Here is a 23,224-nt window from a genome sequence, read left to right on the forward strand (position 1 = left end):
GAGCGATCCCGTTGACGGTGGAAGCCATCTGGCTCAGAATGCATGCCTCGCCGCTCAATGCCGGCGCATAGAGATCTGTTGACCAAATCTCGCTTTCCTTCGTGACCCAGGACGTTGTCGCTGACGATCATCAGCGGCGGCACGCCTCTGACCGCGATGATGGCGTCGAGCTCACGGGCGACCCGCGCGCCTGACAGCGAGGTGTCGACCACCAGCGCGAGGCACTCGCGCGTGAAGTCGTCGACCACCGCCAGGACGCGGATGCGCCGGCCGCTGATCAGCGTGTCGCTGACGAAGTCGAGGCTCCAGCGCTGGTTCGGTCCCTGGGGCAGCGTCATGGGCGCCCGCGTGCCCATCGCTCGCTTGCGGCCACGTCGGCGCCTGACGCGCAGGTTTTCCTCGCGGTACAGCCGCAGCAGCTTCTTGTGGTTCATGACCAGCCCCTCGCGAGCCAGCATGATCCCCAGCCGCCGGTACCCGAAGCGGCGACGCTCGGCCGCGATCTCCCGCAGCCGCGACCGCAGGTCGCCATCATCAGATCGCCGATGCGCATAGCGCATCGACGTCCCATCCACGCCGAAGATGGTACAGGCCCGACGCTCGCTGATGCCGAACAGCTGCCGAGCATGCTCGACAGCCTTCCGCTGAACGGCAGGCCCTACCAGTTTTTTGCTGCCGCCTCCTTGAGCACGACGTTGTCGAGCATCGCGTCCGCCAGCAGCCGCTTCAGCCGGGCGTTCTCTTCCTCCAACACCTTCAGCTTGCGCGCCTGCGACACGTCCAGGCCGCCGTACTTTGCCTTCCACGCGTAGAGCGTCGCGCTGCTGATACCGTGCTTCCGGCACACGTCGGCGGTCTTCATCCCGCCCTCCTGCTCACGCAGCACCGCGATGATCTGCTCCTCGCTGAACCTGGTCTTCTTCACGTCCGTCTCCTCACGAAGGCGGACTCTAGCTCAGACTGGCGGAGTTTCAGGGGAGCACGTCACGAGCCAGGCGTGCTCACGCGCATGATGGAGGGGCCGGCTGTGGGCGATGCAGAGCCGAAGGCCGTCATGATAGACGCGACGTACGTGGAGGCGCACCGCACGGCATCGAGCCTCCGGGTTAAAGAGGGGATCGCGACCGCCTGATCGGGCGCAACAAGGTCGGCATGAACGCCAAGCTCCATGCCATCACCGGAGCAAACGACGCATCCTTCTAAATCATGCGAGCGGGCCGACATTCAAGAATATCATTAGATGATCGACGTCCACTACGCCATCATCGAATCGATTATCAACTGAACATGAAAAGGGAGCCAACCGATTGGTTGGCCCCAGGTGATTAGGAGAGGGTGCCTGAAAGGCATGATCCTTTTGCAGCGCAGCAAATTATTGTGCAAGTGCAAAATCGACAATCGACCACAAGATTTTGCTTCATATTGCTCATAGAATTGCAGATTGCCTCGTTGATCGTACGGATGTGCTCTATCGCCGCATTGCTCGTTTTTAGAGGGTGAATCGTCGGCTTATTTACCCCCTACTTCGATTAAATTAACGTTGTGCTGCATGCACACTTGGCGCAGCGACATATCGGCAATAGCGTCCATCACCAGATAATTTATCTGGCTGACATGTCCGATACGCACGGGAGCTGCCCGGCCGATTTTCGAAGAGTCCGAAACCAGTATCACCTTGCGGGCATGATCAAGAATAGTTCTCGCGACCTGGACCTCATCGATCGAAAAGTCGTACAGGCTTCCATCTGGGTCGATTGCAGATGCTCCTATAAGGGCGTAGTCGACCTTGAAGGACTGGATAAACTGCATAGCAAGCGCGCCTACCACAGCGCGATCGCTCGCTCTTACTTGACCGCCAGCAACGATTACCTCAGCGCTTGGGTGATCGCTCAGGATATCGATGACATTCAGGTTGTTCGAAACGATCATGAGGTCGCTGTGACCCTTGAGCTGCGCAGCCACCGCCTCGGTTGTAGTCCCGATATTGATGAACATAGACGCGCCGTCCGGTATAAGTGCCGCCGCTGCGGCACCGATCGCTGCCTTTTCAGGGGCAGCGACAGTCCGCCGCGTACCGTAGTCCAGGTTGTCGACGCCCGAAGTAACGATAGCGCCCCCATGCACTCGCGAGAGGATCGATTTGCCAGCCAGAACCTTCAAATCCTTGCGAATGGTTTGCGGCGTCACCCCGAGGCGATCAGCGAGATCTTCGACCTGTACCTTGCCCGCACCGCGGGCCAATTCGACGATGTGACGGTGCCGCTCAGCGATGGCGCCACGTTCGGCCGTCTCGCCCCCCTCGTTGACCACTCCGTCCTACCTTCCACCGCCATTGCGACCTAGCTAGTCTCTACCTCCAACCGGTTGGCTAGGTAAGCCGCCACTTTTGGCGCGGCATCGGGTGGAACGTGCAACCCGAGCTTCGTGCGTCGGAACAGCACATCCTCGGCTTCTCGGGCCCACTCTCGCTCGAATAGATAGTCGACCTCACGAGCGAATAGCCCGCCACCGAAATCTTCGCCCAGGTCAGCCGGGCCTCGGGCGTTGCCAAGCAGCCCGGTGGCACAGGTACCGTATGCACGCGCCAGCCGGCGAAGAAGCGAGGCGGGCATCCCGGGATAGCGCTTCCTTAATGCGGCGACGAACCGATCAAAATCTGCATCGGGCATGTCGCCGCCCGGCAGAACCGCCCCGGCCGTCCACGAGCCACTCGCAGTTGGGAAAAAGGGCGCCAGTTTCTCCAGCGCATGTTCGGCCAGCTTGCGATAGGTTGTTATCTTGCCGCCGAAAACGCTGAGCATCGGCGGCCGTCCGTCGCCGCCGTCCAGATCGAGCACATAGTCGCGCGTGACTGCAGAGGCGTTGGCGGCGTGATCGTCGTAGAGCGGGCGTATTCCCGAATAGGTCCAGACGATGTCCGCCTGCCCGACCGGTCGCTCGAAATATTGTCCGATCGTAGCCAGCAGGTAATCGACCTCGGTCTGGTCGATTGTCGCGCGGCCGGGCGCACCCTGCCATGCCTCATCTGTCGTGCCGACGAGCGTGAATCGACCCTCATAGGGGATGGCGAAGACGATCCGCTTATCTGCATTCTGCAGCATGAAGGCATGTTCACCCTCGTACAGCCGCGGCACGACGATGTGGCTGCCCTTGATGAGCCGAACGCCGCGATCACGGCGAGCATCTGGAACTTCGCCCAACACGTCGGCCACCCAAGGACCTGCCGCATTGACGATGGCACGAGCCCTCACTTGGCGCTCCCCGGCCGCATCAGCAATGGTCCCCAGCCAGTGATCACCGTTGCGCCGCGCCGCGACGAGGCGGGTTCGCGTCATCACCACGGCTCCGCGATCAGCGGCATCGCGCGCGTTGAGCGCAACAAGTCGGCTGTCTTCCACCCAGCAGTCAGAATAGACGAAAGCGCGTGGATCGCCGGGCCTCAGGCCTTTGCCGAAGCGATGGCGATCAAGCGAGATGGTGTCGGTCGCGGGCAGTTTCTTTCGACCGCCTAGGTGATCGTATAGGAAGAGACCGAGGCGAACCACCCAGGCGGGGCGTGGCGAATGTGCCTGCGGAAGCACGAAGCGCAAGGGCCATATGATATGGGGAGCCATCGCCCACAGGCGCTCGCGCTCGATCAGCGCCTCGCGAACTAAACGGAATTCGTAATACTCGAGGTAGCGTAGGCCGCCGTGGATCAGCTTGGTCGACGCCGACGACGTGTGACTGGCAAGATCGTCCTTTTCGACGAGTCCGACCGTCAGCCCTCGCCCCACAGCGTCACGCGCGATGCCAACGCCATTGATCCCACCGCCGACGACCAGCACGTCGAATTCTGATGACGGGTGCCGCGTCCCCGTGGCTGCTGACTGCTTTTTCACCGGTCCCTCTCCACCGAATTCCGCGCTTTCGCGAGCTCGAGCCTTTCAATGGCTTTACGAAAGCGAACTTTCAAGTGAAACCGTTGACGTTCGACCGAAAGTTGATCCATACAGCACGTACGGCGCCGACTCGGACGTGGATGGCGTAAATCTGCTCCGTAGGGGTGGGATTGCGTAGGCCTTACAAGTTCACCCCCGAGTTCGGACGAACCGATAACGAACATCGAGCCGCGACAGCGGCCGAAGAGAAACGCGACAAGGAGGGGTGATGTTGAGGAATGAAAGGTTCAGGCGGAGCATGGCGGCATTATGGTGCTCGACGCTCCTCGCCGCCGCTCCTGCTGCGGCGCAAACCGCAAGTGGAAATGCGGAGCGGCAGCCCAAGGATGATGCCGTAGCGCTCCTGATCGGCAGTCTGCATGACAAGGGGATCTTGTCTGACGCCGAATATCGGACGATGCTCACCCGCCTATCGCCGCATTCGGCAACCTCCGCTTCGAGCGGCGTCACTTCCACTACTCACGCACCTGCCGCTGTCGTTACAGCGCAAGAAGCTGGTAGCCCTGCCGACGGGGTCGAGCCTGCTCAGCCGCAGGCCACAGTTGCGAAGGGCGGAGGACGGGTGGCGGCCGCGACACCTGCTGACGGCCTACGGCTAGATGCCGGCCCCGTCACGGCGATCATCCACGCGTCCGTCAACGGATTCTACGCGCACGTGTCCGGTTCGCCAGACACGCCCCAGCATCGCGTCGATGGTGGCTTCGCAACCGTCGGGCAGAGCAGCAGCGCCATCCGCTCTGGCTTCGTTCCGGGCTACCTGAAGATCGAACTTGCCACCCAGCAGCGCGGCTGGGACGTGGGTGCGCACTTCGGCTTTTACCCTGGCATCAATAGCGTTGCGGGTCAGCCGAACCTCGTCGGCGTGCCGCAAGCATTCAACGTCGGCGGTCTGGACGTTCGGCAGGTATATTTGACCCTCTCGCGCCCAGGCTTCGGTGAGATCAAGGTCGGGCGCGACATCGGCCTGTTCGGTCAGGACGCGGGCGGCAACGACTTCTCGCAGCTCGGTATGGGCACCCCACCCGCCAATCCAGCGCCGACCAACTCGACGCTCGGTCGTATCGGCGTGGGGTATATCTACGCCGACTTCATGCCGCAGATCACCTATTCGACGCCGAACCTTGGCGGATTAAAGGCGTCGGTCGGGGTGTTCCAGCCGCTCGTCACCGTGGGCCAGCAGGAGGTTAACGGCACACCCGGTTTTCAGGGCCGAGTGGCGTACGGGATCACTACGGGGCGCTTCTCGGCGACGCTGTGGTCGTCGGGCATCATCCAGCACCATGATGCAACGCTCCGCTCCGGCGGGCGCTCATATACTGGGCGGGGCATCGATGCCGGTGCGAAGCTTGGTTACGACGGTTTCGCGCTGACCGGCTACTACTATACCGGGACGGCACTCGGCATCGCAGGCCTGTTCAATGCGCCGCTCGGTTCCAACCTGCGTAGCCGCGATAGCCACGGCTTCTACGTGCAGCCGACCTACCGCGTCGGTCGCGTGCTACTCGGCGCAAGCTACGGCGGCAGCTGGCTTGATCGCGCAGAAGGCGAACCGGTGTCTGCCACCGTTCACTCGAACACCAGCTGGTACGGAGGCGCCCGATATAGCCTGACCGATTGGGTCACCTTGTCTGGCGAGTATGTCGAAACCCGCTCGACCGCGCAGAATGGCAATCGCGCGGTATCTGATGCGGTGATCGCGGGAGCGATCCTCGCCTTTTAACCAACATACCAACAATCAAGAGCCGCGAGGCTCCACCCTGGGAGGGGATAAACGTCATGGTGAAAGGTACGCTCAAGGGCGAATTGATCTCAGAACTGCTCGCTGTCGCGATCATCATCACACTTGGTGATTCTGCCGCGGCAATGCTGATCCTGTACGACCCCAGTCCCTATGCCACCGCTTATTGGGGCATCTGCATCGCTTGGGGCCTCGCCGTCACTATCGCGATCTATGTCACCGGTGCGGTTTCCGGAACGCACGCCAACCCGGCTGTCACACTGGCGCTGACGTTGTTCAGAGACTTTCCTGCCCACAAGGCAGTTCCTTACATCGTCGCGCAGATCGCTGGCGCGATGATCGGCGCCGCGCTGGTTCACCAGATGTTCGGCCCCGTCATCGATGCGTTCAACGCTGCGCATGCGCTCACCCGTGGTACCGGCGGCGCAGCCGGCGTCTTCTTCACCGCGCCAGGGCTCCACATTTCGCCTCTCCACGCATTCTGGGACGAGGTGATCCTGACTGGCATCCTGTTGCTCGGCATCTTCGCGATCACGGACGAATTCAACACCTCGGCACCCATGGCCAATGCCAGCGCGCTGATCATTGGCCTGCTTGTCGCCTGTATCGGTGCCGCCGCGGGCAACCTCGAAGGGTGGCCGCTCAATCCCGCGCGCGATTTCGGACCGCGGCTCTACTGTTGGATCATGGGATGGGGGCAGTCGGCCCTGCCTGGTCCGGACAATTACTGGTGGGTTCCGATCGCCGGCCCGCTGGTCGGCGGAATCGCCGGCGCGGCAGTCTACCAATACCTCGTGAAGCCTTACCTACCGCCCCGCTCCGCCTAAGGCCAGGCTGAACCTACATATCGAAGGAGAGACGCATGTCAGCACCCCGGCACATCCTGGCGATCGATCAGGGCACCACCTCGACCCGTTCCATCGTGTTCGATGCGGAAACGCGCCCTGTCGCGACTGCACAGCGAGAATTTCCCCAACATTACCCGCAACCCGGCTGGGTCGAACATGATCCCGAGGACATATGGCAGGACGTGCTGACCACCGCCCGGGACGCCATCGCACAGAGCGGCGTTGGCGCGGTCGGAATCGCCGGTATCGGCATCACCAATCAGCGCGAAACCGTGGTAGTCTGGGATCGGGCCACTGGCGAAGCCGTCCACCGGGCGATCGTCTGGCAGGACCGCCGCACGGCCGACCTGTGCATGGTGCTGAAGCGCGATGGACATGAGGAGATGGTGCGCCAGCGTACCGGCCTGCTGCTCGATCCGTATTTCTCGGCGACCAAATTGACCTGGATCCTCGACCATGTCGAAGGCGTCAGGGCTCGCGCCGAGCGCGGCGAACTTGCGTTCGGCACGATCGACAGCTTCCTGTTGTGGCGGCTCACCGCCGGTCAGGTGCACGCGACCGACGTCACCAACGCCAGCCGTACGATGCTCTACGACATCCATGCGCAGTGTTGGGACAAGGAATTGTGCGCGCTGTTTGACGTGCCGATGTCGCTGCTCCCGGAGGTGCACGACAACAGCTACATCTTCGGGCACACGGCCGATGGCCTGTTCGACGCGAACATTCCTATCGCCGGCATCGCTGGCGATCAACAGGCCGCCCTGTTCGGGCAAGCATGCTTCGCACCGGGCATGATCAAATCCACTTATGGCACGGGCTGCTTCATGCTGCTCAACACCGGCGATAAGGCCCTCTCGTCCAACCATCGCCTGCTGACCACGCCGGCCTATCGTCTCGACGGTAAGATGACCTACGCGCTGGAAGGATCCATTTTCATCGCCGGGGCGGCGGTGAAGTGGCTTCGCGACGGTATTGGCGTCATCACCCACGCCAGCGAAACCAACGACATGGCGACACAGGTGCCCGACAGTCACGGCGTCTATATGGTGCCGGGCTTCGTCGGGCTTGGTGCGCCGCACTGGGATCCCGATGCGCGCGGGGCGATCTTTGGGCTGACCCTTGGGTCGACCCAGGCGCATCTTGCGCGCGCGGCGCTCGAGGCGGTGGGCTACCAGACGATGGACCTCGCCGACGCGATGATCGCCGACGGTGGTGCCCCACCTGCGACGATCCGCGTGGACGGTGGCATGGCGGCCAATGATTGGCTGTGCCAGTTCCTTGCCGACATGCTGGAGGTGCCGGTCGAGCGACCAACGCACCTGGAAACGACGGCCCTGGGGGCCGCCTTCCACGCCGGGCTGGCGACCGGCGTTTGGCCCAGCTTGGAAGCGCTGGCATCGACCTGGGCGCGCAGTCGCTGCTTCGAGCCTCGTATGGCGGCAGACGCTCGCGAACGGCTCGCTAGCGGCTGGCATAGTGCGCTCATGAAAACATTGTCGGATCCAGCGGCATGACCTCGCTTCCGATCGTCGTCGCGAACTGGAAGATGAACGGCAGCAAAGCGTTGATCGACAGCCTCCCTTCCTTCGCTGCAGTTGCTGCGGATCAGGTGGAGGTGGTCATCTGCCCGCCGTACACGCTCATCGCGGCGGCTAAGGCCACCCAGTCTGGGATCAAGATTGGCGGGCAGGATTGTCATACAGAACGTAGCGGTGCTTACACCGGAGCGGTGTCTGCAACGCTGCTGGCCGAGGCAGGCGCAGGCTTGGTGATCCTCGGACACTCCGAGCGGCGTGCGCTAGGCGAAACCAACGCAGAGATCGCTCGCAAGGCAGCTGCCGCGGCAGAAGCGGGGCTTCGTCCGCTGATTTGCGTGGGTGAAATGGACGATACCGCAAATGCCGCCAAGCTGGTCTCCGACCAGCTGCGCGCGTCCTTGCCGGACGCCACGCACGCCGCACAGCTTATCGTCGCCTATGAGCCTGTTTGGGCGATCGGGACCGGCCGAGTACCGCCGACCTCTCACGTTGCGCAGGTTCACGCGAAGCTTCGCGGCGTCCTTAAGCAGGCCTATGGCATCGCAGCAGGATCCGGCGTCCCCATATTGTACGGCGGGTCGGTGACGCCGGCAAATGTTGGCGAACTCGTTGCGATGCCAGAGATTGACGGCGTCCTTGTCGGCGGCGCCAGCCTGAAGCCCGACCTGTTCTCGATATTGGTCAAAAATGTAAGGCAAGTTTCTCGACCATCAAAAATTCGAGAGTCGCAATCGGTGCGCCAATGAGAGCATCTACTGAGTTTGCGGAATGCTGTTCGAATCTTAAGGTTCGGCAAGAATATATCAAATCTGGCGAGCACCTGTGACCAACTTCCGACTGTGGTCGTTTGCCTAGGAAATGGCATCGCAAAAATCGCTAAACTTTCATAACCTGGTCATTTAATAGGTTGGATTGCATGATGACGAACAATAACATTGCCTCCAGCCAAACGCTCGATCGGGTGCTCGTTTTGGAGATGGTGCGCGTCACCGAGCGAGCCGCCATCGCTGCCTCCAAGCTCACCGGCCGCGGGCAGGAAAAGGCCGCCGACGCCGCCGCGGTGGACGCGATGCGCAACGCGTTCAACGCCTTGGACTTCGACGGCACAGTGGTGATCGGCGAAGGCGAACGCGACGAGGCGCCCATGCTGTATATCGGCGAGAAGGTCGGCAAGGGCATCGGGCCCAGCATCGACATCGCGCTCGATCCGCTCGAGGGTACGACCATTTGTGCCACCGCCGGACCGAACAGCCTCGCCGTGCTCGCAATCGCAGAGTCGGGCGGCCTGCTCAACGCGCCCGACGTCTATATGGACAAGCTGGCGATCGGGCCGGGCTATGCCGAGGGGCTGGTCTCGCTGGGGCGAAGCCCCGCCGAGAATGTCCGCGCGCTTGCCGAGGCCAAGGGTGTCGATCCCACCGAGGTACGGGTGCTGGTGCTCGACCGGCCGCGCCACGATGCGCTGATTGCCGAGCTGCGCGCGATCGGCTGCGCGGTGCATCTGATCCCCGACGGCGACGTGGCGGGCGTGATCTCGGTCACCAATCCCGATAGCACAGTGGACATGTATATGGGCCAGGGCGGCGCCCCCGAGGGCGTGCTCGCCGCGGCGGCGCTCGCCTGCGTGGGCGGGCAGTTCCAGGGGCGGCTGGTGTTCCGCACTGATGCCGAGCGCGAGCGTGCGGCGAAATGGGGCGTTACCGATCTGGACCGCATCTACACGCTCAACGATCTGGTAAAGGGGGACGCCGTGTTCGCGGCAACTGGCGTCACCGATGGCTCGCTGCTTCAAGGAGTCCGCCGCCGCGGCGGTGTGCTCACTACCGAGAGCGTGGTGATGCGCGCAAGCTCGGGCACGATCCGCTGGGTCAAGGGCGAGCATCGACGCTAAAGACACGCACAAAGGAGGGCGACATCAGTGTGGACGCGGTTACCGCTATCGGTCGCCTGCTAGTTACGTCCCGGAGCGCCCGGTGATGTCGTTGGAATTCAGTATCATCGGTACCGCCTGATGATGGTGATCGTTTTGGTCAACCGGTATGTGGTGAGGTTACGCGGCTGCTAGCGCTATTCGCGCGCCCGCGGCACGAAGCCTTGTAAAAATACTGCGTGGATGCGGATACAACTTCCGAGCGTGCTTATTGATTCATGTCACCGGAATGGATGCTCACTCAAAAAAGGTAATTACCGAGGATGTCCGCCACGAGTACGCCACGGCCTGTTGGTCACCTTCCGAGCGATGCCTATTGCCGGGCGGCTTGGGACGCGGTGTGCCGATCGCAGGCGGTAATCGAGTTCGATATCGATGGCATCATCAGATGGGCTAACGATCCGTTCCTCGCGCTTATGGGTTACGACCTTGACGAATTGCTTGGCCGCCACCACCGGGTTCTTTGTGACCCGGATTACGCCGCCTCCGGGGAATATGCGCTCTTCTGGGACATTCTGCGTCAAGGCGAATTCGAGCAGGGTGAATTCGCACGGCGGCGTGCAGACGGCTCAAAAATATGGCTACAGGCCAGCTATAATCCGATCTTCGATGAACACGGAAAGATCCGGCGATTCTTGAAGGTCGCGACGGACGTTAATCGGCAGGTCGAAATGGAGCGAGCGCTGCAAGCCAATCAAGGTGCCATGCAGGCAACCATGGATGAGCTCAGTGGGATAGTTTCGGCTATTACCGGCATCGCCGGCCAAACTCAGTTGCTCTCGCTGAATGCGACGATCGAGGCAGCACGGGCCGGCGACGCCGGACGAGGGTTCGCTGTAGTCGCGTCCGAGGTCAAGAAGCTGTCCGATGATACACGCAAGGCGACGCAGCGTGCCACCGACATGCTTGCCCGACACAAAGTCGTCGAATGAGAGCTTGGTGTGAGCGCAACGCGCGTCTCGCGTGGAGCAAATACGCCGCGCGGACAGCAGGCGCGATGACCATCAAATCGGCCATATGTTAGAGAACGGACCCGATCCGAGTCCAAGGGCCTGCCTTCCCAGTTTCCCGCACTTCGACCCAGCCGTTTATCAGCGCGTGGCGCTGCTGAGTGAGCGGCAGAAATGCTACCTGCGCATGGCGCTTCAGAACCGGACTTCGAAGGAGATCGCTGCCGCGACCGGAGATAGTCATCGTTCGATCGACAAACATCTGCTGAAGCGCCCGAGCGAACGATCGCGACCTTCCCTCACATGCCGCTGGCAACTTCTTTCCGGATTTAGGCAACATCTTTCCAGGCGTGCCCGGTGCTGCGGAGGAGAGGGGGAGTGGGCGAGCGAGCGCGCCGATGCGCTTGCCAGGACCGGGAGCTCCCGATGAACTTCGACACCGTCCATCGCCACCAGCAGGCGCTTGATCCGAGCGCGCTCACCACGATCCGCACCACGCTTCACGCGATCGAGCAGGGGATCAGCGACTGCCGGAATGCGGGCGTCGATCCCGACACCGATCCGGCCGTGGTCCTCCTCGCCCGCCATCTTGCCGTCGTTTCCAGCAACCAGGCGAGCCAGCCAACGCTGCAGGCGGCGTGTCGGCGCCGACTGGCCGACATCGAGCGCTTCCCGGCGCTGCTGGCTCTTGCGATCGGCGGGGTGGCTTATGACGCGGCCGCGAAAGACCGCTTCCACAAGGACGGCCGACGGACACTGCGCCGGCTTGCCGCCGCGCTGCAGCTCGGCCGCGACGAACACTTGATCACTTCCTGGGAAGGCGATCGCTCGCAATCGGGCGCCATCACCTTGGTCACCGCCACGCTGTCGGTGACGGTGCGGGTCGGGGGCATCCATGAGGGCCGGGAAGTCGCCTATCGCGCGATCCGAAGCGGGATCGAACAACCGCCCCGTTACGCCGGCATACGCGCCCTCCTGGACGCGGACCGCTTCGCCAACCGACTTCAGGCCGAGGCCGCGACGTCCCGCCGGGCGCCGCGGCCCCAGCTCTGCCTGCTACCCGCGTGACGCCGGACCCTGTCGCATGCGACTCCCTTCCATGCTGGTCACAGGCGGCCTGGTCGATCATCCTTCCACCGACCCTCCGGAGACAAAGATGAGCCGACATGTTTTCCCGGGCCGCGACGGCGCCACATCCGTCGCGCTCGGTTGGGACCGCCCCTTGAACAGCTTCTTCGCTCAGGCCTTCCGCCCCGACCCGGAAGAGGAGGGCGAGGAGATGAGCTTCATTTGGCGAGGCACGTCGCCCGGCGAACTGGCGACGCCTGCCGCGGCGATCGATCTGGTGCGCGCCTACGCCGACCTTCCCGAGGACCTCGCGCGAACCCTCGAACTCGATCGGCTGAAGGCAAGCGGCACTGCCGACGGCATCGCCCAGGCGAGGGCCAAGCGATGGATCGAGGGCAACCGGGACTAGGAGCGGAGTGGGCGAAGGGAATCGATCCATTCCGGATCGATGGAGATCCTCATGCCCACCATCCTCGATCTTGGCGGTGCGCCCGCTGAAGCCGAATGCGCTCAGCTCGGCCAGACGAGCGATTTCGCCGCAGTGAACCGTTTCGAGGTCGAGGCCTATCGCCTCGCCATCATCGCCCGCTTCGGCGCGCCGCCCGCCGGCTGCCGGTTGGCCGAACTGGCGAACGAACACGACTTCGGCACCTATCGCACGCTCGCGCTCCACGTCGCGGACGATGCCGGTCCCGACGCCCAGGCCTATGCCGATCAAGTCGAACCCGGGCTCGGCACCTGGCTGGAAGCGGGCTTCACGCCACCGGTGACTTATGCCGGCACGTCGACGATCATCCCGCGTACCGACCCTGTCGAACTGGTGATCGGCGCGCTGCAGACGTGTCGCCCCGGACCCGACGGCCGGTTCCCGCTCCCCGACTTCGAGCTGATTCACGGCAACCTCAGCCGCGCCTTTCCGGAAGTCGCTGAGATCGCGCGTGCCCGCATCGCCGAAATCGGCGCCTGATTTCCGTCCAACTGCAGAGCAGCTGGCGCCCGCCGCTCCCCGCCCACTCCTGGGATGGTCGATGCCATGTCCAACACCTATACCAAATCCGCCTTCACCCAGCACGGGGAGCCAGCTCCATTTGCGCCGGGTGATCCAGCCACCTGGATCGCCCGAGGCCGCAAACGCGACCACGCCGAGGCTTTGGCGCAGGCGTGGCGCGACTTCCCCGACCTGCCACCCGACCACCCGCTCGAAGCGCGCATGACCCGGACGCGCGAGCGCGTCGTCGCAATGCGTCCCGTCCACGACGCCATTTCGGCCGACGGCGAGGCGCAGCGCCAAGCCCGCAACTTCGCCTTCACCGAAACTCAGGCGAACGCCGGCACGATCAGCGACCGCGACCTTGCGATCCTCCAGGGCCGCGATCGACACGGCTATGGCTGGGACGACGCGGTCCGCTATGCTGGCGGTTGGTACGCCGCTCATGCCGGTTGGAGCTACAATCCCCGTCCGCACTGCGTTTCGCGCCATGGCGTCGAGTTGGGCAAGGAGGCCTATGATCGTGGCTTTGCCGACGGTGGCGGTGATCGCGGCGATCTATTCGACGTAGCGCGCCGTCAGCTGCTCGCCAGCACCCGCGCGAGCAACCAGGCGACAGCATCCCCCGCTACCGCGACCTCCCGCCCTCTCCCGAGCAGCTGGCCGCTGCCGACCGATGAGGCACGCCCTTGCCGGTGGTCCCGCCGACTGTTGATCCTGAGCGAGGCGGAAGCGCAGGGATGGGCCACTCGCGCTCGCCACCGCTCGCCATCGCCCATGGAGATGCTCGCGGCCGACCCCGAAACGGCTGACATGACCGTCGTCATGGTCACATCGGACCGGGGCTTCGTCGACGGTCGAGCCTATGCGGCCGTTCCGGCGCTGGCGCGGGAGCCAGGCTGGGCTGACCGCATGATCGCGAGCCCGACGCTGGCGATGTCGCTTTCGGAGTGGATCGAAGGGCGTGAGTTCGACGACATCCTGGTCACCGCGCAGGGCGACTACCTCCGGATGGTCGACGCGATTGCGACCGCGCTGCCGCTCTGCCGGACCATGGAGCGGACGCGCAACACGCCGCTGCAGCAACGCACTCACTTCCGCACCTGGCTAAATCGGGGCCGGGGCACCGGCGACAACCGCGGCGCTGGTCACATCCGCTGGAGCAAGCTCGCCAAGGGGCTTTCCGGGAAGCTCGGAGAGTTCACTGCCCGGGTCGGCACGCCAAACGGTGGCAGCGGCCACCGCATCGTCATCGAGGTCGCAGACGGCGTGTCCGCCACAGGGTTCGTGACCGCCGATGGCCGCCCGCTCGAGCCCGAGATCGTGATCGGCAACAAGACCAAGATGCGCCAGCACATGGCACTTGCCCTTCGCAGCTTCACGGGCGCCACCCGATTGGTCGCCTAGCCCTCGTCGACCATGGGCGTTGGCGCGGGCGGGTCGTGCTTTCGCGCGGAAAACGGGAGGCGAGACGCGATCGCCAGCCCTGATCGCCGCGCCGCCGAAAAGCCGACAAGGTAGTCAAACCTTGCGAATTGTCGCGTCGCGCGTTAGCTCGAGTGACCGGCGGGAGCCAATGGCTTTGCTCATACCGCCGTCTTCAATATAAGACCGAATCCTAAAACGCCTTCCTAAGCGAGAGAGTAATAGTTCTTCCTAGTGGATCAGAGATCAGGCCATAGGTTTTCCGATTAGCACCCTCCACGACAGGTCTGGCGTTGAGAATATTGGTAATCGCGAGCCGTACCGTGAACGACTCGGGGTTACCAGGATCCACTGTATTCTGACTGATATTGTAGTAGGCATCTGCGCCAAGCAGCCATAGAGGTATTACGGAAGACGCTGCGAAACTGCCGGTCGACAGCCCCCCCTCTCGACTGCCACTCTTCCATGACGCGTTGAAATTCGCTCCAAATGTCCGCCCGTTTATCGATCCCTGGAACGTGACACGGTGCCTCGCCGGCGCGGAACTAGAGATGCTAAGCGGCGACAACAGAGTGTTTACGACCGGTTGATTGCCGCTGATCTCGATGTCATCGCTTAGCGTGAAGTCATGATTGATGCTCGCGAACCAGCTAATTCCATCCCTCAACCGCGACGGGTCGGATCTATCCTGCCGAGTCGGTATCAAGGTGCCGTTGATATTGAGATTCCATGAAAGGCGCCGCTGTGACTCTCTAACACCAATTATAGGTCGGCTGTCATACGACAGGAGGGTTCCGTCAGATGATCGCACGAATCGACCAGGAAGGATCGCCTCCACCAATGCGGTGGGATCCTGAAGATTAATGACCGGGTTATTAACTCTAATAACGTTATAGCTACCACTAAGCACAGCCTTGTGATAGGTCACATTGACTCGTAATGCGTCCCTCACCTCAAGTGACTTCCTGAGATTGGTGCCCCCCGTAATGAGGGTTATTGGGAGTGTCGTCTTATTTCTATCGTCATAGAATAGGACACCGGGGGTATATTGTACCGGCGCGAAGACGGAGTTTAGCGGTGGCAAGGCAGGTTGGTTATCCCGCGAGACAGTTATTGTTATCGCGCTTACTGGACGCCACTCCGCGCCGTAGTGATAGGAAAAGGCATTCCCGAATGGAGTTTGATGTGTCGTTTGCGTACCGACATTGAAAGATAATTCGCCCATTCGGCTCGTGCGCTTGGTCAATGGCAATCGAAGGTCTTCCGTGGAAATAATGCCATTCGATTGTCTCACGGACCTTTGTTCGGTTCCGCCATACAGGGTAGAGCGCAGGTTATTCGCAGTGAATTGAAGACTTGAGGATAAGATTGCCTCACCCGCGGGCAATTTGAATATACCACCCGTCAAGCCTGCCCGGAGGCTCTGGTTCACAGACAACTGCCAGATACTGCCAGTCCCGTCGACCGTCGCGCCGCTTGACGCGCGTAGCCAGTTCAGCCCCGTCCCCGCCGTGAACGACCAGAATTGCCTCCCTAAAGTGCCGTTGATCGTCATGGTAGCCCGAAGGCTACGCTGCGAGGTCGTACGCGTGAGAGATCGCCCGGACGGCGCCCCAAATGCCAATAGCGCGACATCAGATGCTCGTTGGTCGGACGCATCACCGCTCAACGACAGATCATAGTTGCTGGCCCCAAGAGGGCCGGCAAGCCCGATTGTCGTCGCGAGGCTCTGTGACTTCGGGACCAGCGTGGAGCTGGGTATCAGCAGGGGATCCTCGCTATCGTTGACCCCCCGCTCCGAGGCGCGGAGTGGAGAGGATCGTTGATAGGTCACGGCAGCGTTCATGCGACGGTCGCCGTTGATATCGGCGTAGCGCGACGTTGCGGCCTCGGAGTCTCCGCCGCCCTCTGTGGTGCCGCTGATGCGACCATCGCCTGTTATCGTATGGAATTTCGGCCTTAGCTGAAGGTTTAGCACCCTCTGGCCGCCCCGCAGCCCGAAGCGCCCGGCAGCCAGGGGTGGGAGAATGTCGATCTTCGCCAACGCCTCGGGAGGAAGTGAGGTCACCGCATCAAGCGAGCCTACCAGGCGACCATTCACGATGACGGAAAAGTCCGCCCCATACCGCTGACGGAGGCGCTCGATCACCTCGCCAATCGAATCGAGCCCAAGGCTCTTTATTGCAGTGTCCGAAACGGTATCGTCAGGCTTGATGTCGTCTACCGGCGACTTAGGCCGCCTGCCGATAACAACGATATCTTTGTTCTTTGGCTGGACCCGTTCCGCCTGCGCGGATGCAGCTTCGTGTGTCGAGCATATCATTGCTATAGAAAGTCCAGCAGATGCAATCGACCGCATATCATTTACCCCGGACTCGACAGAGTCATCGGGCGTGGTCGAGTGACGAAACGCTAAGTAGGAGACGGAGCCACTCGTTCATCGCATCTTTCAACCTAGGCTGCATCAACGCCAGATTTGATCGACCGTCATCAGGGTCATCGATCCGGCAGACGAAGCCCTTATCTTCCAGACTCTCGAAATATCTCAATGCTGTTGCCTGCGAACCATTCGCCTTGTTGAGTAGCTTCGACACCCGGAACTGCCTTCCGTCCGCAGCACCAACATAGAGTTCCAGCATCATGTCCCAGGCGGGATCATGAAAATGGACACCGGCAAAAAGACCGCTCCTCCTGCGGCGGCAGAGCAATAGCGCCTTGGCGAGCATGACCCGTGCGTCTTGATGGATGGCGGCGTCTCGATCCGCGACGCGGATCGACGCCTCGATGGTCGATCGGGGCAGGCGAACGACGACGTCGATCAGCTCATCCCCTGATGCGTTGCTTGCCATGTGCTGCGAAATCCGTCCTTGGTGACCGGATCGGCGTTCCGCGGGAGCCTATTGGTCCCGAGCGCTAAAGCGAAAAGCGCAAGGTAGGCGTAGAGAACCAATCCGGAATTATAGATGAAGAGGACAATCTTCGGCATCAGAATGCCTGCGGCGCTCAGAATCAAGTCCCCCAAGGCAAACCCGAACGCCCAGATCGGCCAGAATCGCGTCGTCCGAATGGCGAGCCAGAAGAACATCGCTGCTACCGAGGCGTCGATCATCAACATGACAACGTCGGTTGGCGAACTTGAAATCAACCGTGTTGCTTGCAACGTTCCGGTGAGCGCCGATGCCGCCAGATTGATTGTTGCTCCGATCCGTTCTGGTTTCCCGCCGCGGATCAGCGCGAAAACGCAGACCGCGGCGAGCACCACATTATAGATCGCGGCGTAAAGAAGCGTCATGCGCGGTCCACGTCCTGATCGAGATCATGCCTCACAGACCAGCTCAACCGAGGCCATCGCAGGCGACGGCTTTGGCGCACTCCCTCCCCAGCTCGATTCGTCCAGGCCAAGGCTGCGCGCCACACGCTCGATCGACTGATGGGCGCGCATCGCAAGCTGCGCCTGACTGTCCACCTGGGCAGCGAGCGACGCCACGGTCGCTTTGACGGTGCCGTGGGACATCGCTCCGGATAGCCCGTGAGCATCCGCCGCTTCGAGCGTCGATAGCAGGAACTGCGCGATGTCTCGGGTGGCGGTGTTGATCGACCGTTCTGCACGCCGGAGGTCATCGGCAACCGCAAGGCTGGTGGTCGGCAGATTGTGCACGGGCATGGTCTCCTTGGCGCTGAGCGCCACTACGTTGCTCTCATGCCGAGCAGCTGGGTGACCGTGATGATGGCCATGGCGGCGACTGTCACCGCGATCGGCAGGGCGATCGCGATGATGCCGCCCCAGGCAACGACCTGTTTCCAGATCAGCGCATTCATCGGGGCCTTGCTGGTCGGCAAGGGCAGCGGAAGCGGCCAAACGGCCTCAATGGAAGGTGCAAAAAGTTCACTGTGAACTTTTTGCACCCCCGCTTCGTGCATCGCGAGAAGCGTTGCGGCTTCGCGCCTGCTGCCGACGCCAAGGATTTTATTGGCCTCTGTCAGTTGGTTATTAACATGGCCAGGACTGAGGTTGAGCCGGTGGGCGATTTGTGCGGTCTTGAGGTGCTGGTAAACCAGCCGAAGTAACTCTCGGTGGCGATCGGTAAGATTCGCGAACGGCAGCGGATCCTTGGGTTGCATGACCATGCCCTATATGCCCTGCGCTACTATCGATTGCAGGATGGTCTACGACAAACCCCGTGACAGATGATATCATTTTGAGGGACAATTCACCCGATTCGAATATTCCAGCGGACTCACGGCCCTCACGCCGACTGGCGCCCAAATCGCCCAACAGGCGCGCGCGTAGCGCATCATTCTCCATCGGCCGACCAACCGCCGGATCGTTATAAGGCTGCGACGGGGCAGCGAAGATCGGCTTGCGGTAGGATTGCGCGACCGACCGTCGGCCCATGCCGCTAGGCTCGCTCACGGCTTGCGAGATCGCAGCGCCGTCGCCTCAAGAAGCTGCCACCGAGCGCCGCCAACCGAACGCTCTAGAACTTCTCGACTTCAATGAAGCCCGCGGATGGTGAAGGCTGACGGCCGATGGCAGCGCTCGCGCGCGATATCTAGTCGACGATGCGCGAACTCGATGCGCGCTGATCGAGCGCGCCATCCACCATTCAGTAGCTCGGATCTTTGAAGAATGCCTCGTTCCGAGCGTCGACCACGGAGGTGTTCTTTATCGCAAGGATAGCAGACTCGAATATTTTCGCGTTGGCAAAGTCATTGGTGCTTACCAACCGATTGTGATCGCGGCTCAATTCGCTGAGCACGTTCCGGGGCGTTGTCCAGTCAACAGGGCTTCCGAAAGACGTTCCACCGTCTGCCTTCTGCAAACTGACGCTCCACGTCGCAGAGAGCTGCTCCGACGTGTAACCGAGGTTTTGAACCATATTCGCCCTGACAACGGACAGCTGCCCGAGCGACATGTGCTCGTAGTCGTATTTCCCAGATGGGAGTCCTTGGGCTCTGCTGATTGCATCAGCTTGCTTGGCAACCGCCGCTTTCCTTTCACCCTCCGGCATTTGCATGAGACGCGTCCAGGAAGCCTCATCGACAACGGCGGTGGTGTCAGAGGACTGTTCCGACAGCGCGACGGCGGCTGAGGAAATCTCGGCCCGATCCCCCGACGGCGCCTTCACCGAGGAAGTCGCATCGGACAGCGCGCTCGCAAAAGCGGCTCCAGATGACGATGGCTTTAAAGGGCTTACCGCGGGAGCTTTGGGAAAGCCGTTGATCGAAATGTTCATAAGGTCAGCCCAATAGGTCAATCCGTCGTTCGGAGCAGAACTACTGAGCTACGGTTAACGGATTAAGAAGATAACGAACCACGAAGGATGCAGGCGACCGTAAGAGGTCGCCTGCGAAAGGGTTAGCGAATGACGATCTGAGCGCTACCGGTCGGGTACGGATAATAGGCGCTGGTGTCCTGAATGTAGAACGTGCGTCCGTTGCCAAGCTGGCCGAGGTTGACGTCATTGCGGAAGCCGGTGACAGTCTCGCCGGAGCGACAGACGTGGAAATCGCTGCCACAGAGATTCGTATTGGTCGAACTCAGGAAGACCTGTTGGCCGCCGAGCCGATAGATGCGGTTGCGCCCGCCTACGAAATACTCGTCATAGATGACATGGACGGGAGGGCTGGTGTAGGCATACGTCGTCGAGGTCTTTCCGTCCGTGTATTCTCCGGCCCCTGTGGCATCGTACACAGCGCGAATTGCGATTTGAGCCGACTGGGCTTGGGCCGACGACGCAGTCGCCGACGTGAAACCGGCCGCAGCCATGGCGAAGAGAAGCATTTTCTTCATGTGGGAATCCCCCGAGTGTGCGGGCGGGGTGATCCCAACGCCCGTGTGCCCGGAATAGTTGTATTAGTTCACATATCATACAGGAACAGCGCTCATTTCTACTTGAAGATGCTCTCAGTTTGAGGAAGATCTCAGGCGGAAGCTTTGCTCGGCTACTCGGAAGCGGCGGCCGCACGCGATAGCTTATTGGAGTTGGTCGAGGCGTTCATACAATTGTGCGGCCGTTTTCGCGCGTACAGCTTCACCGGTTTTCCGGCGGAGCGCTCGCTTTAGAGCTGACCCTTAACAGCACCCGATGCTGCTCGCCGTCAGCCCGGACCGCAAAGAGGGAGGGGGAGGGGAAAGGTGGCTGCGAGGGTTGGTCCTGCGCGGCACCAGGAAACCGCCATGCTCCCCGCCACTATCGAGACCGCCGTCGCGCCCGAGACCATCACCAAGGTCACGCGCCTGTTCAACGGGTCGGCCCACGACATCTTGAACGAGTTGCTCCAGAACGCGCGCCGAGCCGACGCCGGTGCCGTCTATGTGACGCTGATCGGGCAACCCGGCGATCGGCTCCTGACCGTCACCGATGACGGACACGGCATCGCCGACCCGACCACCATCGTCACGCTCGGCCGCTCCGGCTGGTCGGACGACACGCGCGAACGCGAGGATCCCGCCGGCATGGGCGTGTTCAGCCTCGCCGGGCGTGACGTGATCGTGCGGTCCTGGTCGCGCCCCGAGCATCAGGGCTGGTGCGCGCACATCCCGGCTGGCGCCTGGGCCACAAGCCGCCCGATCGCGATCGAGGCCGATCCCATCGATCGCGGCACGGCGATCTCGATGACCATGCCCGAGGCGTGGATGCCGACGCTGCGTGCCACCCTTGAGAAGGTCGCACTCTTCTACCCGCTGCCGGTCTACCTCGACGGCGAGGAACTGCCGCGGCGGTCTTGGCTCGCCGGCGCCGTCCATGTCGAGGACTGGCAGGGTTGCCGCATCGGCGTCTTCGACAGCCATGCCGCCGATTGGCCGCTGGCGAAGGAGGTCCGCATCAACTTCCACGGCGTGACGGTCGCGACCACCATGCCGACGGTCGGCGAGGTCGACCGAGGCCGCAAGTGGGGCGTCCGCGTCGACATCATCGATGCTCCCAAGATTCAGCTCGTGCTGCCGGCCCGCAAGGAGCCGGTCGAGAACGACGCGCTGGCCGCCCTGCGGACGGTGGCCAAGGCCGCAATCTTCCGCGCGATTGCCAGGGCCGGAGGTCACCGCCTCAGCTACAAGGAGTGGGGCGAAGCGCAGGCGCTCGGCATCGAGCTCGCCGAGGCGGAGCCCTACCTCAATCGCTGGACCGCGCCCTGCGCGGACTATCGCAACAGCTGGCAGGGCCAGGACCATGTTCGGGGCGATGCCATGATTCTTGTGCCCGACCAGGCGGCGATCGTCGCCCAGCCGATGCAGCGGGCGCTCGCCGGCGCACCGGCCTTCGCCGCTGCCCCGCTAGTCGAGGCCGAGCCGCGCTTCGCCGGTTACACCTGGTACGACGCGCTCGCATGCGTCACCGATGTCCGTTTTCGGATCGAAGCCGGTTCGGACAGCTTCGAGGTGACGGACATTGAAGACGCACCCGAGGGGATGACGAGCGGCCTGGTCGACGGCATCTCGCTCCTGATGAGCGTGACGCACGATGGTCAGGTCTCGCAGCTGGCCCTTCCTGCCGACATCGCCTTCGCGCCCGACCCGTCCTATTGCGACGACGTCGACGAGGTCGGCATCTTCATCCGCCGGGGCAGCAACACGACCTCGGCCGACCTTTCGAGCCTGCTCGAGCACGCGGTGTTCAATCCGAGCAGCGACAGTGGCGACGACAGCTACGAGACCCAGCTCGCCCGCTTCCGGGCCACGGCCCGGGAACGATCGGTCCGGCTGATCGAGGGCGGCGACGCGGCGATCGAGGCGCAGCTTCGCATGCTCCTGCAGAACCACGTCTGGATCGTCCCCGACGATCGCACGGTCGCCGTCACCCTCACGCGCGAGAAAGTCGCGATCGTCGTGACGCCGCGCGCCTCCGAGCCCGCCTGACCGCTTCCGCCGACTGGCGCCGCTCACGCCGCCAGCACGGCCTCTCCCGCGAGGATCATCGTCATGCCCGTCCGTTATGTGGCGCGCCATACGCGCCTCCACCCGCAGCTTTGGGGGCCGTACAAGATCACGGCTTACCCCCATGGTTTCCACGACTGGCCCGAAGGCTTGGCCGAACCGGTATGGGAGCCGAACGCGCTGATGATCCGCGGCGGTCGCGCCTGCTTCATCCGCCTGGGCGATCAGCCGACGCTCGACGACGCGCTCGACGCCTGCTGGCAACACCTCGCCAGCCTGCCGACTCTCGCCGAGGCCGCGTAGCATGCTGCCCCCGGCGCCCGTCGTCCTCGCCTACGGGGTCGGCGTCGACAGCACCGCGCTGCTGGTGGAGCTGGACGCCCGTGGCCAGCGGCCGGACCTTGTCCTGACTGCGGACACCGGCGTCGAGAAGCCCGCGACCTACGCCTATCTAGACGTCATCCGGCCGTGGATGGACGAACGCGGCATCGCGCACGAGTTGGTCCGCTACCAGCCCAAGCGGTTCAAACACTGGCCGCCCTATTACTCGCTGCTCGAGATGGCGCTGACGAACGCCACATTGCCGAGCAAGAGCATGGGCGGGTCGAGCTGCAGCCTGAAATACAAGAAGGCACCGCAGGACGCCTTCCTGCGCACCTGGGCGCCGGCGATTGCGGCCTGGGGCCGGGGCCAGAAGGTCACGCGCCTGATCGGCTTCGACGCCGGCGTTCGCGACACGTTGCGCGCGAACCACGCCGCGGCGATCGCCGATCCGCTCTACGATTACGACTACCCGCTGCGCCGCTGGGGGTGGGACCGCGACGCCTGCACCCGCCGGATCGAGGCTGCCGGTCTGCCTGTGCCGCCCAAGTCGAGCTGCTGGTTTTGTATCGGCATGACGCCAGGCGAGGTCCGCGAG

Annotated in this window: 21 protein-coding genes and 2 pseudogenes; 13 read left to right on the plus strand and 10 right to left on the minus strand. The window is 62.5% G+C overall.

Annotated features, from left to right (window positions below):
* Positions 1-113 precede the first annotated feature (113 nt).
* Positions 114-925: pseudogene (locus S2M10_RS08430) on the minus strand (IS3 family transposase); the annotation flags it as partial.
* A 69-nt stretch (positions 926-994) separates the two neighbouring features.
* On the opposite strand from S2M10_RS08430, the pseudogene S2M10_RS08435 reads away from it, so the two are divergent.
* Positions 995-1,185: pseudogene (locus S2M10_RS08435) on the plus strand (IS5/IS1182 family transposase); the annotation flags it as partial.
* Positions 1,186-1,509: 324 nt separating this feature from the next.
* Here S2M10_RS08435 and S2M10_RS08440 read toward each other — a convergent pair.
* Together S2M10_RS08440 and S2M10_RS08445 are read right to left on the minus strand one after the other, a co-directional pair.
* Positions 1,510-2,310, minus strand: coding sequence for a DeoR/GlpR family DNA-binding transcription regulator (locus S2M10_RS08440; protein ID WP_279333632.1), 801 nt, complete (start codon positions 2,308-2,310; stop codon positions 1,510-1,512).
* Between the two features lie 29 nt (positions 2,311-2,339).
* Positions 2,340-3,881 carry a glycerol-3-phosphate dehydrogenase gene (locus tag S2M10_RS08445; protein WP_113668008.1) on the minus strand — a complete coding sequence of 514 codons (1,542 nt, stop codon included), beginning with the start codon at positions 3,879-3,881 and terminating at the stop codon, positions 2,340-2,342.
* 298 nt (positions 3,882-4,179) lie between these two features.
* On the opposite strand from S2M10_RS08445, the gene S2M10_RS08450 reads away from it, so the two are divergent.
* The 10 genes from S2M10_RS08450 to S2M10_RS08500 all read left to right on the plus strand — a co-directional run bounded on the left by S2M10_RS08450 (position 4,180) and on the right by S2M10_RS08500 (position 14,408).
* A complete protein-coding gene (locus tag S2M10_RS08450) occupies positions 4,180-5,661 on the plus strand; it encodes a porin (protein ID WP_247650710.1) in 1,482 nt (493 codons plus the stop codon).
* Positions 5,662-5,717: 56 nt separating this feature from the next.
* On the plus strand, positions 5,718-6,506 hold the full coding sequence (locus S2M10_RS08455; protein ID WP_211090947.1) for an MIP/aquaporin family protein: 789 nt from the start codon (positions 5,718-5,720) through the stop codon (positions 6,504-6,506).
* A gap of 35 nt (positions 6,507-6,541) precedes the next feature.
* Positions 6,542-8,041, plus strand: coding sequence for a glycerol kinase GlpK (gene glpK / locus S2M10_RS08460; RefSeq protein ID WP_113668010.1), 1,500 nt, complete (start codon positions 6,542-6,544; stop codon positions 8,039-8,041).
* On the plus strand, positions 8,038-8,811 hold the full coding sequence (gene tpiA / locus S2M10_RS08465) for a triose-phosphate isomerase (protein WP_113668011.1): 774 nt from the start codon (positions 8,038-8,040) through the stop codon (positions 8,809-8,811). The genes glpK and tpiA overlap by 4 nt, the downstream gene beginning before the upstream one ends.
* A gap of 173 nt (positions 8,812-8,984) precedes the next feature.
* Positions 8,985-9,956, plus strand: coding sequence for a class II fructose-bisphosphatase (gene glpX / locus S2M10_RS08470; protein ID WP_113668032.1), 972 nt, complete (start codon positions 8,985-8,987; stop codon positions 9,954-9,956).
* A 302-nt stretch (positions 9,957-10,258) separates the two neighbouring features.
* The gene (locus tag S2M10_RS08475) at positions 10,259-10,927 is read left to right on the plus strand and encodes a methyl-accepting chemotaxis protein (RefSeq protein ID WP_113668012.1); all 669 of its coding nucleotides are present in this window, start codon (positions 10,259-10,261) and stop codon (positions 10,925-10,927) included.
* Positions 10,928-11,371: 444 nt separating this feature from the next.
* Positions 11,372-12,013 (plus strand): hypothetical protein, encoded by a 642-nt coding sequence (locus S2M10_RS08485; RefSeq protein ID WP_113668013.1) that lies wholly within the window; start codon positions 11,372-11,374, stop codon positions 12,011-12,013.
* A gap of 31 nt (positions 12,014-12,044) precedes the next feature.
* Positions 12,045-12,422, plus strand: coding sequence for a hypothetical protein (locus tag S2M10_RS08490; RefSeq protein ID WP_247650711.1), 378 nt, complete (start codon positions 12,045-12,047; stop codon positions 12,420-12,422).
* A gap of 51 nt (positions 12,423-12,473) precedes the next feature.
* Positions 12,474-12,980, plus strand: coding sequence for a hypothetical protein (locus tag S2M10_RS08495; protein ID WP_113668034.1), 507 nt, complete (start codon positions 12,474-12,476; stop codon positions 12,978-12,980).
* Positions 12,981-13,046: 66 nt separating this feature from the next.
* The gene (locus S2M10_RS08500; RefSeq protein WP_113668014.1) at positions 13,047-14,408 is read left to right on the plus strand and encodes a hypothetical protein; all 1,362 of its coding nucleotides are present in this window, start codon (positions 13,047-13,049) and stop codon (positions 14,406-14,408) included.
* 211 nt (positions 14,409-14,619) lie between these two features.
* On the opposite strand, the gene S2M10_RS08505 is transcribed toward S2M10_RS08500, so the two are convergent.
* The 7 genes from S2M10_RS08505 to S2M10_RS08535 form a co-directional block, all read right to left on the minus strand.
* A complete protein-coding gene (locus tag S2M10_RS08505) occupies positions 14,620-16,785 on the minus strand; it encodes a hypothetical protein (RefSeq protein ID WP_211090948.1) in 2,166 nt (721 codons plus the stop codon).
* 25 nt (positions 16,786-16,810) lie between these two features.
* Positions 16,811-17,275, minus strand: a complete 465-nt coding sequence (locus tag S2M10_RS08510; protein WP_168845723.1) for a MarR family transcriptional regulator — start codon at positions 17,273-17,275, stop codon at positions 16,811-16,813.
* On the minus strand, positions 17,245-17,718 hold the full coding sequence (locus tag S2M10_RS08515) for a hypothetical protein (RefSeq protein ID WP_113668016.1): 474 nt from the start codon (positions 17,716-17,718) through the stop codon (positions 17,245-17,247). Before S2M10_RS08515 ends, S2M10_RS08510 begins: the two co-directional genes overlap by 31 nt.
* 24 nt (positions 17,719-17,742) lie before the next feature.
* Positions 17,743-18,114 carry a hypothetical protein gene (locus S2M10_RS08520; protein ID WP_279333633.1) on the minus strand — a complete coding sequence of 124 codons (372 nt, stop codon included), beginning with the start codon at positions 18,112-18,114 and terminating at the stop codon, positions 17,743-17,745.
* The gene (locus S2M10_RS08525; RefSeq protein WP_113668017.1) at positions 18,114-18,554 is read right to left on the minus strand and encodes a helix-turn-helix transcriptional regulator; all 441 of its coding nucleotides are present in this window, start codon (positions 18,552-18,554) and stop codon (positions 18,114-18,116) included. The genes S2M10_RS08520 and S2M10_RS08525 overlap by 1 nt, the downstream gene beginning before the upstream one ends.
* A 479-nt stretch (positions 18,555-19,033) precedes the next feature.
* The gene (locus S2M10_RS08530; RefSeq protein WP_168845724.1) at positions 19,034-19,663 is read right to left on the minus strand and encodes a hypothetical protein; all 630 of its coding nucleotides are present in this window, start codon (positions 19,661-19,663) and stop codon (positions 19,034-19,036) included.
* Positions 19,664-19,785: 122 nt separating this feature from the next.
* Positions 19,786-20,220: a DUF4879 domain-containing protein gene (locus S2M10_RS08535; RefSeq protein WP_113668019.1), complete on the minus strand. Its 435-nt coding sequence runs from the start codon at positions 20,218-20,220 to the stop codon at positions 19,786-19,788.
* A 387-nt stretch (positions 20,221-20,607) separates the two neighbouring features.
* Here S2M10_RS08535 and S2M10_RS08540 point away from each other — a divergent pair, with 387 nt between their 5' ends.
* Positions 20,608-22,287, plus strand: a complete 1,680-nt coding sequence (locus S2M10_RS08540) for an ATP-binding protein (RefSeq protein ID WP_113668020.1) — start codon at positions 20,608-20,610, stop codon at positions 22,285-22,287.
* Positions 22,288-22,350: 63 nt separating this feature from the next.
* Complete coding sequence (locus tag S2M10_RS08545; protein WP_113668021.1) at positions 22,351-22,608, plus strand: hypothetical protein; 258 nt, start codon at positions 22,351-22,353, stop codon at positions 22,606-22,608.
* Positions 22,609-23,224 lie beyond the last annotated feature (616 nt).

Source organism: Sphingomonas sp. S2M10 (genome assembly GCF_012650175.1).
GTDB lineage: Bacteria > Pseudomonadota > Alphaproteobacteria > Sphingomonadales > Sphingomonadaceae > Sphingomonas.

What these genes read in the sequence shown, in the direction of transcription:
- S2M10_RS08515 (WP_113668016.1), bottom strand. Translation starts at nt 17,718, where the DNA reads ATGACGCTTCTTTACGCCGCGATCTATAATGTGGTGCTCGCCGCGGTC.
- S2M10_RS08540 (WP_113668020.1), top strand. Translation starts at nt 20,608, where the DNA reads ATGCTCCCCGCCACTATCGAGACCGCCGTCGCGCCCGAGACCATCACC.
- S2M10_RS08530 (WP_168845724.1), bottom strand. Translation starts at nt 19,663, where the DNA reads ATGAACATTTCGATCAACGGCTTTCCCAAAGCTCCCGCGGTAAGCCCT.
- glpX (WP_113668032.1), top strand. Translation starts at nt 8,985, where the DNA reads ATGACGAACAATAACATTGCCTCCAGCCAAACGCTCGATCGGGTGCTC.
- S2M10_RS08510 (WP_168845723.1), bottom strand. Translation starts at nt 17,275, where the DNA reads ATGGCAAGCAACGCATCAGGGGATGAGCTGATCGACGTCGTCGTTCGC.
- S2M10_RS08545 (WP_113668021.1), top strand. Translation starts at nt 22,351, where the DNA reads ATGCCCGTCCGTTATGTGGCGCGCCATACGCGCCTCCACCCGCAGCTT.
- tpiA (WP_113668011.1), top strand. Translation starts at nt 8,038, where the DNA reads ATGACCTCGCTTCCGATCGTCGTCGCGAACTGGAAGATGAACGGCAGC.
- S2M10_RS08455 (WP_211090947.1), top strand. Translation starts at nt 5,718, where the DNA reads ATGGTGAAAGGTACGCTCAAGGGCGAATTGATCTCAGAACTGCTCGCT.
- S2M10_RS08525 (WP_113668017.1), bottom strand. Translation starts at nt 18,554, where the DNA reads ATGGTCATGCAACCCAAGGATCCGCTGCCGTTCGCGAATCTTACCGAT.
- S2M10_RS08450 (WP_247650710.1), top strand. Translation starts at nt 4,180, where the DNA reads ATGGCGGCATTATGGTGCTCGACGCTCCTCGCCGCCGCTCCTGCTGCG.
- S2M10_RS08475 (WP_113668012.1), top strand. Translation starts at nt 10,259, where the DNA reads ATGTCCGCCACGAGTACGCCACGGCCTGTTGGTCACCTTCCGAGCGAT.
- S2M10_RS08500 (WP_113668014.1), top strand. Translation starts at nt 13,047, where the DNA reads ATGTCCAACACCTATACCAAATCCGCCTTCACCCAGCACGGGGAGCCA.
- S2M10_RS08495 (WP_113668034.1), top strand. Translation starts at nt 12,474, where the DNA reads ATGCCCACCATCCTCGATCTTGGCGGTGCGCCCGCTGAAGCCGAATGC.
- S2M10_RS08505 (WP_211090948.1), bottom strand. Translation starts at nt 16,785, where the DNA reads ATGCGGTCGATTGCATCTGCTGGACTTTCTATAGCAATGATATGCTCG.
- S2M10_RS08485 (WP_113668013.1), top strand. Translation starts at nt 11,372, where the DNA reads ATGAACTTCGACACCGTCCATCGCCACCAGCAGGCGCTTGATCCGAGC.
- S2M10_RS08535 (WP_113668019.1), bottom strand. Translation starts at nt 20,220, where the DNA reads ATGAAGAAAATGCTTCTCTTCGCCATGGCTGCGGCCGGTTTCACGTCG.
- S2M10_RS08490 (WP_247650711.1), top strand. Translation starts at nt 12,045, where the DNA reads ATGCTGGTCACAGGCGGCCTGGTCGATCATCCTTCCACCGACCCTCCG.
- glpK (WP_113668010.1), top strand. Translation starts at nt 6,542, where the DNA reads ATGTCAGCACCCCGGCACATCCTGGCGATCGATCAGGGCACCACCTCG.